General features: G+C 44.1%; 13 protein-coding genes. 4 read left to right on the top strand and 9 right to left on the bottom strand.

Annotated elements, in window-relative coordinates; all coding sequences use genetic code 11:
* Positions 1–83 precede the first annotated feature (83 nt).
* A complete protein-coding gene (locus MHN81_RS01290) occupies positions 84–287 on the bottom strand; it encodes a hypothetical protein (RefSeq protein WP_023399674.1) in 204 nt (67 codons plus the stop codon).
* A gap of 318 nt (positions 288–605) precedes the next feature.
* Here MHN81_RS01290 and MHN81_RS01285 point away from each other — a divergent pair, with 318 nt between their 5' ends.
* On the top strand, positions 606–2,663 hold the full coding sequence (locus tag MHN81_RS01285) for a S9 family peptidase (RefSeq protein ID WP_023399675.1): 2,058 nt from the start codon (positions 606–608) through the stop codon (positions 2,661–2,663).
* 39 nt (positions 2,664–2,702) lie between these two features.
* Here the strand turns inward: MHN81_RS01285 and MHN81_RS01280 are convergent, their stop codons facing one another.
* The 6 genes from MHN81_RS01280 to MHN81_RS01255 form a co-directional block, all read right to left on the bottom strand.
* Positions 2,703–3,488: an ABC transporter permease gene (locus MHN81_RS01280; RefSeq protein WP_023399676.1), complete on the bottom strand. Its 786-nt coding sequence runs from the start codon at positions 3,486–3,488 to the stop codon at positions 2,703–2,705.
* Between the two features lie 234 nt (positions 3,489–3,722).
* Positions 3,723–4,352, bottom strand: a complete 630-nt coding sequence (locus tag MHN81_RS01275; protein ID WP_023399678.1) for a protocatechuate 3,4-dioxygenase — start codon at positions 4,350–4,352, stop codon at positions 3,723–3,725.
* A 212-nt stretch (positions 4,353–4,564) separates the two neighbouring features.
* Complete coding sequence (locus MHN81_RS01270; protein ID WP_023399679.1) at positions 4,565–5,275, bottom strand: hypothetical protein; 711 nt, start codon at positions 5,273–5,275, stop codon at positions 4,565–4,567.
* 77 nt (positions 5,276–5,352) lie between these two features.
* The gene (locus MHN81_RS01265) at positions 5,353–6,141 is read right to left on the bottom strand and encodes a hypothetical protein (protein WP_239424836.1); all 789 of its coding nucleotides are present in this window, start codon (positions 6,139–6,141) and stop codon (positions 5,353–5,355) included.
* Positions 6,142–6,201: 60 nt separating this feature from the next.
* Positions 6,202–7,119 (bottom strand): LysR family transcriptional regulator, encoded by a 918-nt coding sequence (locus MHN81_RS01260; protein ID WP_239424835.1) that lies wholly within the window; start codon positions 7,117–7,119, stop codon positions 6,202–6,204.
* A gap of 240 nt (positions 7,120–7,359) precedes the next feature.
* Positions 7,360–8,316, bottom strand: a complete 957-nt coding sequence (locus tag MHN81_RS01255; RefSeq protein WP_239424834.1) for an alpha/beta hydrolase — start codon at positions 8,314–8,316, stop codon at positions 7,360–7,362.
* 197 nt (positions 8,317–8,513) lie between these two features.
* Here MHN81_RS01255 and MHN81_RS01250 point away from each other — a divergent pair, with 197 nt between their 5' ends.
* Positions 8,514–8,696, top strand: a complete 183-nt coding sequence (locus tag MHN81_RS01250; RefSeq protein WP_239424833.1) for a ribosome alternative rescue factor ArfA — start codon at positions 8,514–8,516, stop codon at positions 8,694–8,696.
* 76 nt (positions 8,697–8,772) lie between these two features.
* Positions 8,773–9,213, top strand: coding sequence for a hypothetical protein (locus MHN81_RS01245; RefSeq protein WP_239424832.1), 441 nt, complete (start codon positions 8,773–8,775; stop codon positions 9,211–9,213).
* Here the strand turns inward: MHN81_RS01245 and MHN81_RS01240 are convergent.
* Positions 9,210–10,172, bottom strand: a complete 963-nt coding sequence (locus MHN81_RS01240) for a bile acid:sodium symporter family protein (RefSeq protein ID WP_239424831.1) — start codon at positions 10,170–10,172, stop codon at positions 9,210–9,212. The two genes, MHN81_RS01245 and MHN81_RS01240, sit on opposite strands and share 4 nt — an antisense overlap.
* Before the next feature lie 202 nt (positions 10,173–10,374).
* Between MHN81_RS01240 and MHN81_RS01235 the strand changes: the two genes are divergently transcribed.
* Complete coding sequence (locus MHN81_RS01235; protein ID WP_239424918.1) at positions 10,375–11,781, top strand: alanine/glycine:cation symporter family protein; 1,407 nt, start codon at positions 10,375–10,377, stop codon at positions 11,779–11,781.
* Between the two features lie 52 nt (positions 11,782–11,833).
* Here MHN81_RS01235 and MHN81_RS01230 read toward each other — a convergent pair whose 3' ends face one another.
* Positions 11,834–12,880, bottom strand: coding sequence for a PLP-dependent cysteine synthase family protein (locus MHN81_RS01230; protein WP_023399687.1), 1,047 nt, complete (start codon positions 12,878–12,880; stop codon positions 11,834–11,836).
* Positions 12,881–12,960 lie beyond the last annotated feature (80 nt).

Below are 12,960 nucleotides of genomic sequence, written 5' to 3'. Positions count from 1 at the left end.
AGCTATCGCATGTGGAAAGTTTACTGCTTATCAATGCCGTACCACCTAGATCGGCATTAATATGGGGAACCTAGTACAGATTATTAGCCTTGACACCAACCTCTGGTATTACAACCTTTATACGGGGTTGTGATACAGGGTCCATTGGTCCAGCATGGCATTTGACCAGATTGACACCAATAGTCTTTCGAGGCAATTGCACCACCGCCAATTTGTCTAGTTGCATCTGAATCGAGTCGTTTTTGGCTTAACTGCTTAATGCCTTTTTTATTTAGTTTTAATTTCATGTTATATCCTTTTTGTTTGTTTTTTGTACTGCACACTCAGAGTCACAATTAACCTCGTGTTAGTCAATTGCATTTTTTTTATAGTGTGATTGTGTGCTTCAATGGTATGAGCTTTGCAGGATTTAAAAGAGGGTTTTCAGTGTGAAGTCGATCATCTCTTACTACGGTAATTAGTCGCAGTTGTTTTGAATAGTCCATTTGTTTAAGGCATCTTAGCACTGAACTGATAATTGATATAATGTAACAATACTCATTGACATCTTATGTCGGTAAAAACCGTGATGTTAAGGCGATGAGTTCATTACTAAGAGTCTGAATATGAAAAATAAAAACAAGCTACATTTGACGCTGTTGGCAGCGAGTATGCTAGCGCTACCAGCTATGGCTAAAGATACTCACTCAAACAACACGTGGCAGTATGAGGATGTATTCAATATTGAATACGCGGCTTCCCCGCAGGTTCACCCCGACGGTTATAAGGTTGTCTACGAGCGAAGAGCGATGGACATCATGTCTGATAGCACTCGTATTAACCTATGGGAGGTAGATTTAAAAACCAATACCCATCAACCATTATTGTCTGGTAAAAATCATTTTCGCGGCGCGCAGTATTCACCAGATGGTAAGCGATTGGCATATTTAGCTAATGCAGAGGGGGATAATCAGCTGTATGTACGTTGGTTAGACTCAGGGCAAACGGCAAGGGTAACCAATGTGCATCAGAGTGTGGGCAATATAAGTTGGTCGCCAGATGGTAAATGGATAGCATTCACCATGTTTAAGCCAAAGAGCAAAAGCGGCCTTTTCAAAGATATGCCAAAGAAGCCTAAGGGCGCTCAGTGGGCGGGTAATGCAACATATATAGATGACATGCTGTACAAGCGTGATGGCGGTGGCTTTATTAAACATGGTTATCATCATATTTATGTGGTACCAGCGGAAGGCGGAACACCTCGACAATTGACGCAAGGGGACTTTCATCACCGCTCGTCATTAACTTGGAGCAAAGATGGAAAAGCGCTTTATTTCAATGCAGATCGTCATGATGATTGGCAAAATAGGCCACGCCAATCAGATATTTATCGCATCAATGTCGCTGATAGCCAGGTTACTCAAATCACCGATAGCAACGGTCCCGAGTATCGTCCTAAACTGAATCAGCAAAGAGATAAAATTGCCTATCTCCACTATGAAGATAAGCGCTTATCGAGCCAAAATTTTGATATTTACATGATGGATCCAGATGGCAAAAACCCGGTCAATCTCACCGAGTCATTAGATCGCCCAATCAGTGCCCATCAATGGGATAAAAAAGGACGTGGGCTTTACTTTAGCTATGTAGATCATGGTCAGCAATATGTAGGTCATGTCACTTTAAAAGGCAAAGTGACAGAGAAAGTTGCTGAGCTGGGAGGATTGTCACTTGGACGTCCGTATACTTCGGGCCATTTTGCTGTAGCTGGTAGTGGTCGCTTGGTGGTCACCACAGCTGATGCACAGCGACCTGCTGATCTAGCACTGGTGGACAAAAGAAGAAAATCAGTACAGCTTACAGACTTAAATGAAGATTTGTTAGGGCATAAAAAGACTGCTGAGGTCAAAGCAATCACCGTCAAGTCTTCGGTCGATGGCAGAGACATTCAAGCTTGGTATGCTCTACCCCCTAATTTCGATGGTTCAAAGAAGTACCCAATGATTTTGGAGATCCATGGTGGTCCACACACCGCATATGGTCCGAACTACAGCACGGAAGTGCAACTGATGGCGTCAAAAGGCTATGTGGTGGTCTGGGCTAATCCAAGGGGCAGCACGTCTTATGGTCAGGAATTTGCCAACCTCATTCACCATGATTATCCGTCAAAGGATTACAACGACCTTATCGATGTCGTCGATGGTATGGTGGCGAAAAAGTTTGTTGATGAAGATAACTTGTTTGTTACTGGCGGCTCAGGAGGCGGTGTATTAACAGCTTGGATCATTGGCAACACTGATCGCTTCAAAGCCGCCGTTGTGGCAAAACCTGTGATCAATTGGATTAGTTTTGCATTGACGGCAGATGCGTATAATTACTACGCAAAATATTGGATGCCAGGCATGCCATGGGAAGCAACAGAACACCTATGGAAGCATTCTCCACTGTCGCTGGTTGGCAATGTTAAAACGCCAACTATGTTGCTAACGGGTGAAAATGATTACCGCACGCCAATGAGTGAAACTGAGCAGTATTATCAAGCACTACAGCTGCGCGGTATAGAAACGGCAATGGTGCGTATCCCCAAAGCGGGGCATGGTATTGCCGCAAGGCCTAGTAACTTGATACAAAAAGTGGGTCATATCGTGGCTTGGTTTGAAAAATATCGAGATACCGACAAATAAAATCACAGAATAGGCAGCCTTCGAGCTGCCTTTTCTTTTTTAACAGAGGCTGACTTGAGGTTTTCCTTCCACGGAAATACTGCGCTTTGCCACCATCCATAAACTGACAGTGATGGTAATACTCATCATGACAAAAATAGCGAGCATGATCATCAGCTGATATTTAATTGCCACCATGGGGGATGCGCCGCCTAGTATTTGCCCTGTCATCATACCTGGTATGGTGACCAGTCCCGTTGTTGCCATTGTAGCGAGTATAGGGGACATGGCTTTTTGCAATGCCTCTTGTACAAACGGTCGAGTTGCAGCACTTGGAGAAGCGCCTAGCGCCAGTGCCCCTTGATATTCAGGCCAGCGTTCTTGCAGTGCGCTATAGTAGCTTTGTAAGCAAATAATATTCCCAGAAATGCTATTGCCAAGCAACATGCCAGCTAAAGGGATAACATAGCGCGCGTGATAAAAAGGTTCTGGTTGAATAATACCCAAAGAGAGGATCGTCATTAAAGGCAACAGTCCCGCAACTAAGCTGAGCGCAACGGGTATCAATACAATGCGTCTTGGAAAATGAAGTTTGTTGATGATCGCACTGCTGCCAACGAGAACCATTGCAAACATCCAGGCTAAGTTGACCCAAATACTATTGAGATCAAACAATAACTCTAGATAAATGCCGATCAAAATCAGCTGTAAGGTCATTCTAACTAGGCTTATGACGGTTTCTTTCAACAAGCCTAGCTGGTAATGCATATTGATGTAATAAGGAACGATAAGCGTTAGGCTAAATACCGCCAGCTGCCACCATTGAATATCTATGACGCTTTGCATACTTCAAACTACTGTAATTGAGTGCGTAAAACTGGGTTGTTGTTTACGATTATGCTCACGCTATCATGGTGATATGACACTTTTATTGATAGCCATAAAATGCGTTGAGTGGATATCAAGAGGTGAAAATACATAGCTGCGTTGTTGTGAAGCCACCTCAATGTAGTCGCCCATTCAGCGAGGCCTGTTAAGGAAAATTAATACTGAATGGACAATTCGTCTTGCAAGTAGGCGCTATACTTTTGCAAGGACAATGTCATATCGATATTGATTGGCTTTTGATGTTGCTTTGGCGGTCATCAAGGCCTGCTCTTGGCGTGTTTTACTTCTAAATAAACCGTCTTTATCATTGAGAGGATGATCGGGAAAGTACATTTGAGTCAGTAGCGAATGATAACCTCTTTTTGAAATTTTTAAGTGAATGTGCGGTGTACGTTGTTGTGAAGCATTCAGCGGGTAGGCGCCGGGAAAGACGGTTTTAAAGCGAAAATGCCCCCCAGCTTTTGTTTGTATTATCGCCCATGCCTGAAAGTGCTCGTCAATGGGGGCATCGCTATTATCGTGTGGATGATGGTATTTGCCAAAGCTGTTAGCTTGCCATAGATCTATGGTTGCATCTTCTAAGGGGTTCCCCTGATTGTCGAATACCTGTCCGTATATTTCTATCACGATACCTTTTGCTTTACCTTTTTTACCAACAACTTGAGTGAGATCTGCATCTTGATCTTTTTGCGGTGTGATCGGGTAATAGGGTCCTTCCATTTCGCTGGGGGTGAGGGTACGTGCGTGTACGTGTGTGCCAATTAAGCCCACAAGAGAGCCGAGTGTAATGTTTTTGATAAAGTGACGGCGATGTAATTTCATTGTGATTCCTCATGCAAAATGTTAAATCGCACCACACAAACCATATCGTACACGGCTTATCATTGCCAATAGGCAAGGTATTTGAGCGCTTGAGGCAGTCTATGTGGTGGCGTGATATGAGTGTTGAATATCACGTCCCTCTCTGTCTTAATGAATATCTATTAATTGCTCAATAGAGTTTTAATAGATATCTAATGACATGATTTATAAGCTTATATTGTATTATCATCAGTGACTACAAGGTGTTTTTGATAATTGCTAAATGTGGTCTTGGATGTTTCTTCTATCTCGATAAAGAAGGAGAAGGTACCGGTCATTTCCATCGTGTTATATTTGGGAAGTACCGTATTATCTATGGTCATAAACTGCATATGCAGCTTAAAGTGATCAATCTCTGCCAAGGCGACGGGGCTGAATTCATCGGTATTGTGGATGGATATATGGTCAATATTCAAATGACGTTTATCTATCTGAATGCTACCAACTAACTTTCCGAGGGCATCTTCGCCCAGATCAGATAATTCGACGGGGTAAGTGAAGGTGATGTATTCAGGCGTTTCATGGTGAAGTGTTAATGCGTCTGTTTTTATCAACTCTTTGATACTCACAGAAAACCCTTCGTTTTGTCGCTTTTTAGCGAATTTTTCAGCTTGTTTAGAGGATGGCTTCTTACCATTGAGTTGTAGTAGGTGCCAGCGTTTATCAGCGTTGGCGTGAGGTATGTGCTGTGCAAGTACTTCAGTTTTTTCTCCTTCCTCAATTTCTATACTGTGAACTTGATACGACCAATGTTGCTTATTGGCTTGTGTAAATCGCTCAACAGCTTGGTTGACCAAGTTTTGGTGAGCAATCGATGCAGCCAATGCGGGCGTCGCAAGCAGAATAAATGAAGAAATAACAACGTTACGGATGTGACTAAACATGAGGCGGCCTCCTTTTTTGCATTACTTTGCAGGTGACGATGTGAAGCCAATGTGAAAACCAAAGGGTCCTTGGTATTTTAAAGTTCTAATTGAGATGCAATATCCGCATTAAAGTCACGCAAGGCTAGTAAGATTTCTTGTCTGATGACTTGAGTCAATTTGCCTCTTGGGTAGTGGCCTGCTAAATGTCTATCGACACTAGTTGACGCATGGGGATCGTAGCAGTTGTCACCACCTGCTAGCTGGTAAAACTGATTGACGATGCCTGTCGTATCATGCGGATCGGCTTCAATCATGATCATGGCTTGCGCTAATACGGCGCGGTAAAGCCCAAATTCATTGGTGGGAGAGAGTGCTACTCGCTGAGCGGTTCCTGTCACTTTGAGTGCATCAATATTGAGATTAAATCGACCGTCGCAATATGCCCCAGGAGTTTCTCCATATTCACTCTGCAAGCCAAGGTTGCGCAGTGCATTGCGAATAGGCTCACACAAGGCGATATAGATAGCGTCTAAATCCAAAGGTTGGGTTTTGGTCTGTGCAAAGATGAGTGAAAAATTTAAGATACCAGGACCGTGAGGGACCGCTGTGCCGCCACTTTCTCTGACCGAAACAGGCCAACCCAGTTGAGCTAAGGTGTCACAGGCGCTGTTAAAATCCACTAATTTGGCTTCTTTACGGCTAACAATCAATGATTGAGGGCATTCCCATAAACGTATTGTTGCAGGTTTTTCACCGTTGGCGACCTGCTTAAGAAGCGCCGAGTCCAGCTCAAGAGCACGTTGTGTGCAAGTATCTATGGGATCATTGAGCACAGACCATTGGTGTGCGCTATAAAATTGCGTTGCTAGCTGTTTTTCATTCATGGTTGTCCCTAATAAAATTGCTGCACCATACAAGTATAGACGCCAAAGCTGCGTGGCGATTTACTGTTTATCGACCTCAGCGCTTTGTGTCGTTGGCATAATCATACTTTGGTATCTGAGCTCACCTAAAAAAGTCCTTGCTGCAGGCCCTAGGCTATCTCCGTCGACAAAAGTCAGGTGTAGTTGGGCTTGACGCGTTCGCCCTGATTGTAAATTGAGCGCAACAAGCTCACCACTTTCAAGCTCTTTTTCGATTAAGGGCACTGGCAGCCAAGCAAAACCAAACCCATTTCTAATCATATCAATGGAGGTACGCATATGGCTGACTGTCCAGCGTTGACTTGCCTGTAGCCATCCTGAATCATGACTTTTTGATACGGCGGAATCTCGTACTACGATTTGTCGGTGTGATTTTAAATCTTCTAACGTCAGTGCCCTGTCACTTTGATGAAGGGCATGTTGTGGGCTCGCAACGGCGAGAAACTCTATTTGGCAGAGTTCTTCACTAAATAAGCCTTCAAGGGTGAATGCGGAAACGGCGATGTCGACGTTGGCATTTTGCAGCTGCTCATTGGCGCCATTGAGGATGGACTCAACCAGTTCAATTCGTAAAAAAGGAAACTCTTGGGAGACTTTGTCGAGCACCCGGTAAAGCAAATGGGCTGGGAAGATCTCATCAATGGCGATACGCAATTTGGTTTCAATACCTTCTGCAAGGTTGGCACCTATGGTTTCTACCTTAGCGGCTTCATCAAGTAAGTATTCAACACGGCGTAACATAAGTTCACCAGCAGCAGTCAGTAGTGTTTTTCGGCCCTCAACACGAAATAGTTTGACGCCAAGCGCGGTTTCAATTTTATTGACCGCATTGTGGATACTAGATTGGCTTTTGTGGATCTGAGTAGACGCCTGGTTAAAGCCTCCATGTTCAACGACGGCTTTAAACATACGCCATTGTTCGAGAGTGACTTTGAGCATATTACACCTGTGTATTTTAGTTACTTTGACTGTAGAGGTATCAGCATGATACACGAAATACTAAGGGACTATCACACTGTTCAAGTAAAGCTATGAACCAAAACATGAGGGGAGAAAGTGGCAATAAGGGTGCGGTCTAATTTATATTATTCAGGTACAGTCAATATTTCCTTCGCTAAAGTACTCGCTCCCAAGCAGTGAGGCTCATTCATTTCTGAATGGGCTTTTTTAATGCCCTAATTAGATAGGGGCGGACCCCCAATCTCGTTTCTGTCCTTTCTGGGCAAGTTTTTTAGCTCGTTTGAGTTCACTTTTACGAACATGCTTTGCAATCCACTTGATCATTTTAGGGGTAAGTTCGGGTGGCAAGTTATGACCCATACCAGGGACAATTTTGAGTTTGGATTTACGGATCTGCTGAGCTGTTTTGATACCCTCTTGGCTCGAAATAATGGGATCTGACTCTCCGTGGATCACCAAAGTGGGTGCTTTTACTTTGGCCATTAAATTTTGACGGCTGCCGCTGGCGGCCATTGCAGCGAATTGCCTTTGGAAAGCGTGTGGGTTATAGGCGCGCTCTACGGTTTCAACCGCTTGCGCTTTTAAAGTTTGCTCGTCCTGAGGGTAAGCTGGGCTACCAATTAATTGATTAAGCCGAATGTTGTAGCGGATTGCGGCATCACGATTGGGTTTATCGGGGCGTAGTTTTGCGAGCTGTAAAAATACTTTTAAGTTAGCGTGAGTCAATTTAAGTGAGGATGAAGAAGACATGATGGAGGTTAAGCTCAAAACCTTCTTTTTCTGTTTTGCAGCGATAAGCTGCGCGATCATGCCACCCATGGAAGCGCCGACCAAGTGTGCTTTTTTAATTTTGAGTGCTTTCATTAATGCCAGCGTGTCTTCTGCCATTTCTTCCAGTGTATAGGGGGCTTGGCTGCGAAGTGGCAAACGGGCGCTTAACCAAGATTTAAAGAGGCTGGGTTTCCCGAATTGTTCTAGATGAGTGGATAATCCAGCATCTCGATTGTCAAAGCGTACAACTCTAAAGCCCTGATCAACCAAGCCATAAAAAAGCGCATCGGGCCACAAAGTCATTTGTGCACCAAGCCCCATGATCAAGATAATAGCTGGATTGTTTCTATTTCCCACGTCTTGATAACTAATGGAAATGTTGCCGCTAACAGAGATTGATTTCATACAAATTTGCGTCGCGTTTGCTCTTTATGCAGTTTAGGCATAAAAATAATAAATGCGTATGAAATCGAGTATTTTATGGTTACAGGCTCGATGATTGCACTGCGATACTTTTTGGTTTGGGTTTTTACTTGCAGAGGCGAGTATGACAATGAATAATAAGTGCTCATTTAATTCATGCAGACACAAAAGGTCAAACTATGAGTAAAAAAACACAACACACCTGCGAACATCGCCGTGGTGAAATTAAAGATAATGCGCTCAAAGCATTGGTTACAAGCCCAGTGTTTAAAAGTAAGGTTGAAAAAGCGAAAAAGGGTAAAGGTAGCTTTCGCAGAAAAGCAAAACATCAAGGCCAAGAGCCTTATTTTATGGCAGCATAACCGAAGAGGTTGTGGCGAGTCATAAAATAGGGCTTTTAGGCGAGAAACACTGAACAATAAACATGGAGCAATTGATATGAAATGGAAGTGTTTAGTAACTTTCTTTTTCTTGCTTGCTTATGGGTTGATAGGTTGTCAATCAGCCCCATTTACTTACAACCCCGACGGGTTGGGCCAACTTCAATTGGCGCGTATTCAGGTTGACCAAGGGCCGCGTAAATACGCCAGTGATTATCTGGTAGAAATAGAGTATATCTGGAATGAGCAAGGGCAGGAGCTCAGTGGACGATTACCCTATGTCAGTGCCAAGTATAATCACCTGACACTCTCTGCTGGGGTATACCGTATTCAAGCAACTTGTGCCAATAAACAGCATACCGGCAGCGTAGAAGGTATTTTCAAATTCAGTTCTAGACATCACTATCGCTTGTACTGTGAGTTAAAAAAAGACCGCCATACACTCGGGTTTTCGGTCTCAACACATGTGGCTCTAAAATTAGAAGTGACTGAGTCCTAATCAGGGAGTCGGGCACACTCAGTGGAAGTAGCTTGGTCTTCCTCTTGCGCTTTGACTCGGCGCTTACTCCAATAACTCGCGAGCATTGAGCCGCTGATGTTGTGCCAAATGGAAAACAGCGTGCCTGCAATGGCAGCAGCTGGTGAGAAAAACTTCATGGCTAGCGCAACTGCTAAGCCAGAGTTTTGCAAGCCTACTTCAAAGGCGATGGTTCTGCAGATCTCTTCACCAAATCCACACCACCTTGCAACCCAGTATCCGCTTAACAGTCCGATCCCATTGTGCATGATAACTGCGATAAGAATAATAGGGCCGACCGCGGTGATATGTGATTTATTTAGGGCCACAATAATGGCAATGATTGAGACAATAGCGAACATAGATACCAAGGGCAGAATACGATGTACTTTGGCAACTTGGTTTTGCAAAAAAGTGTTGATCAATAATCCCAGAACAACTGGTGCGAGAACGATTTTTAATAGGTTGAGGATCATCGCTTGAGTCGGAATATCGACCAACTGTTGGGCGTACAGCGAAATTAAAAATGGTGTGATCAGCACTCCTAGCAAAGTACTGATTGCCGTCATGGTAATGGATAAAGCCACATCGCCTTTGGCTAAAAAACACATCACATTACTTGCCGTACCACCTGCGACGCAACCAACGAGGATCATGCCAAGGCTGAATGAGTCATCTAATTTAAGCATAAATACGATGATCAGCGCCACCACAGGCATAACCAAATATTGTAGTAGCACACCCAGCAAGATAGCTTTGGGGGCTTGCATAACCTTATTAAAATCAGACCAAGTTAAGGTCAGCCCCATACTGAGCATGATCACAGTTAATAACGGGATAATGGCAGATTTAAACGGTGTAAAGTGCTCTGGCGTGAGGTATGCGACAGTGCTAAGAAGCAGTGTCCACAGCGGAAAGAGTTGTATCGCTCGGTTTAACATGGTGCTCTCAGAATGATTGATAGTTTTGGTATTGAACCGCTAAATTGTGGAACGAATATGTTGCTGCGCAACTGTACACACATTTGTATGTTTTTCATTCTGTTGTTATGTTAACAAGCAGTAACACATAGTCAATATTGTGCAGCTTAAAGCCTTGTCCTAAAGTGACTTTTGAGCCGCAACGCATATGCAGGGTAAATTTATGGTTGAGCAGGGTGTCGCATTTATCAATCAAGTATTGTGGGGAGAAGGCCAACTTCTTATTTATGTTCTGTTATTTGCTGGTGGCTGGTTTACTTATCAACTGCGCGCTATCCAGCTGGTTGACTTCAAACATATGTTTGGCTTGGTGAGGCACAGCGCGAGTTCGGATCCAAACGGGATTAGCTCTTTTCAAGCTTTATGTACTGGGCTAAGTGCAAGAGTGGGTACTGGTAATTTAGCCGGTGTGGCGATGGCCATTTCTTTGGGGGGAAGTGGCGCGGTTTTCTGGATGTGGGTAATAGCGCTGCTTGGCATGGCGACAGGATTTGCTGAAAGTGTGTTGGGCCAGCTATACAAAGTGAAAGACAGTCAAAAGGAGTTTCGAGGCGGGCCTGCATACTACATTCGTGCAGGGCTAAACAAGAAGTGGCTGGCCGTATTATTCTCAATCTGTTTATTTCTAGGCTACGGTGCGAGTTTTAGCGCTATGCAAGCCAATACTATGGCTGAAGCACTCAATAACACCTTTGCGATTCCGACTTACCTCAGTGGTTTGATAATCGCATTGGTTGCAGGCGCGATTGTGCTCGGTGGGCTTAAACGTATCGCCCGTTTTGCTGAGGTGGTTGTGCCTTGGATGGGGGCTACCTTTGTGCTGACTGCGATCATCATCAGTGCTGTGAACATAACCCAATTGCCAGGATTAATTGCAGATATCGTACTTTCAGCATTCGGTTTAACTGAAGCATCAGCTGGGGCATTGGGCGCGGCGATCAAAAGTGGTATTCAGCGCGGCATGTACTCCAATGAGGCCGGTGCGGGTAGTGTGCCCCATGCAGCAGCCGGCGCAGCGCCTAATCCTAATCATCCGGTTGTTCAGGGGTATATTCAAATGTTGGGGGTCTTTGTTGATACTATTGTATTGTGCAGCTGTACGGCCGTTATAGTGCTACTGGCTGGCATTGGTGCCAGTGGTGAAATGGCGGGGATCGGTGTGACCCAACAAGCAATGACCATTCATTTTGGTGAGTTTGGCGATGACTTTATCGCGTTGGCAATTACGCTTTTTGCCTTTACTTCTGTGGTAGCAAACTATGCTTATGCAGAGAGTAATTTGCATTTCTTCAAGCTAGACAATCGGCTTGGTAGGCTCAGCTATACAGGTATTTATTTGGCGATGGTGGTGTGGGGAGCAAATGCAAGTTTACAGCAGGTTTGGAACTTGGCTGATATGTCTCTAGGGCTGATGACGCTAGTAAATGTGTATGCCATTGTTTTGCTGACGCCAACGATAAAAAATTTAACGCAGGACTATCGAAATAAAAAGCAAGCTGGGAGCTCTCTGGAGTTTCGACACGCTGACGTAACAGTTCAAGGTAAAACAGCAAAGGGGGTTTGGGAGTAAAAGACCGCCAAACAATGAAAAAGTGGCCAAATTAGCCACTTTTAATGATTTATCATTTATTAAACCAAGTTTTAAGCTGCGCCTGATAGGGAGTAATATCACCAATGTTATTTTTGACCCACTCAGGATTGTAGTAGGTATCTAAGTAGCGCTCACCGCTGTCACAAATCAAGGTGACGATGGCTCCGCCTTTACCTTGGTTATTCATTTTTTCAGCCGCACTGAGGGCGCCCCATAAGTTAGTGCCTGTGGATGGCCCTGCCTTGCGACCGGTAAATTCTTCAAGCCATAGCATGGCTGCAATACTGGCGGCATCAGGAACTTGCATCATGTGATCAATGACGTCAGGTTGAAAAGATTTTTCTACTTTTGGGCGGCCAATACCTTCTATGCGGCTAGAGCGGCCTGTGCAAATAGCGTCGTTATTTTGCGTGTACCCTTCGTAAAAAGCAGAAAACTCAGGGTCGACTACCATCAATTCAGTTTCATACCCTTTATAAAGAATATAGCGACCAAGGGTTGCGGAAGTACCGCCAGTCCCAGCTCCCATCACAACTAAGTTAGGTACAGGGTAGGGCTCGAATTTCATTTGATTAAAGATGCTTTCGGCAATGTTGTTGTTGCCTCGCCAGTCTGTGGCACGTTCTGCATACATGAATTGGTCCATAAAATAGCCATCGAGCTGTTGAGCGAGCTCAACGGCTGTGTCGTGCATATTTGTCGCGCAATCGACAAAATGACACTGACCACCATAAAATTGAATTTGATCTATTTTACTTTGTGCCGTGGACGCTGGCATCACAGCGACAAAGGGAACACCTATCATTTGCGCAAAATAGGCTTCGGAGACCGCGGTGCTGCCGGAAGACGCTTCAATCACTGGGGTATTTTCTTTGATTTTGCCATTACATAAAGCATATAAAAATAATGAACGTGCTAAACGGTGTTTAAGACTGCCTGTGGGGTGGGTGCTTTCATCTTTGAGGTAGAGATAAATGTCATTAAATTGAGGGAGCTGAAATTTAAACAAATGTGTATCAGCCGAACGGTTTTGGTCCGCTTCTATTTTTGCAATGCTTTGTTTTACCCAGCTTTTCATTTTCTATCGCTCCTCTTGTATGGTGCGAGTTCCACCAATGAGTTTATATTCTTTTTAGTTATAACTTATTCTATATGCAA

The organism is Pseudoalteromonas sp. Of7M-16, assembly GCF_022347805.1.
Classification (GTDB): domain Bacteria; phylum Pseudomonadota; class Gammaproteobacteria; order Enterobacterales; family Alteromonadaceae; genus Pseudoalteromonas; species Pseudoalteromonas luteoviolacea_F.
This window is presented reverse-complemented; position numbering and strand designations above follow the sequence as displayed.

Bases quoted from the DNA above. Each gene is read 5' to 3' on its own strand.
- MHN81_RS01290 (WP_023399674.1), bottom strand. From the start codon at position 287: ATGAAATTAAAACTAAATAAAAAAGGCATTAAGCAGTTAAGCCAAAAA.
- MHN81_RS01285 (WP_023399675.1), top strand. From the start codon at position 606: ATGAAAAATAAAAACAAGCTACATTTGACGCTGTTGGCAGCGAGTATG.
- MHN81_RS01280 (WP_023399676.1), bottom strand. From the start codon at position 3,488: ATGCAAAGCGTCATAGATATTCAATGGTGGCAGCTGGCGGTATTTAGC.
- MHN81_RS01275 (WP_023399678.1), bottom strand. From the start codon at position 4,352: ATGAAATTACATCGCCGTCACTTTATCAAAAACATTACACTCGGCTCT.
- MHN81_RS01270 (WP_023399679.1), bottom strand. From the start codon at position 5,275: ATGTTTAGTCACATCCGTAACGTTGTTATTTCTTCATTTATTCTGCTT.
- MHN81_RS01265 (WP_239424836.1), bottom strand. From the start codon at position 6,141: ATGAATGAAAAACAGCTAGCAACGCAATTTTATAGCGCACACCAATGG.
- MHN81_RS01260 (WP_239424835.1), bottom strand. From the start codon at position 7,119: ATGCTCAAAGTCACTCTCGAACAATGGCGTATGTTTAAAGCCGTCGTT.
- MHN81_RS01255 (WP_239424834.1), bottom strand. From the start codon at position 8,316: ATGAAATCAATCTCTGTTAGCGGCAACATTTCCATTAGTTATCAAGAC.
- MHN81_RS01250 (WP_239424833.1), top strand. From the start codon at position 8,514: ATGAGTAAAAAAACACAACACACCTGCGAACATCGCCGTGGTGAAATT.
- MHN81_RS01245 (WP_239424832.1), top strand. From the start codon at position 8,773: ATGAAATGGAAGTGTTTAGTAACTTTCTTTTTCTTGCTTGCTTATGGG.
- MHN81_RS01240 (WP_239424831.1), bottom strand. From the start codon at position 10,172: ATGTTAAACCGAGCGATACAACTCTTTCCGCTGTGGACACTGCTTCTT.
- MHN81_RS01235 (WP_239424918.1), top strand. From the start codon at position 10,375: ATGGTTGAGCAGGGTGTCGCATTTATCAATCAAGTATTGTGGGGAGAA.
- MHN81_RS01230 (WP_023399687.1), bottom strand. From the start codon at position 12,880: ATGAAAAGCTGGGTAAAACAAAGCATTGCAAAAATAGAAGCGGACCAA.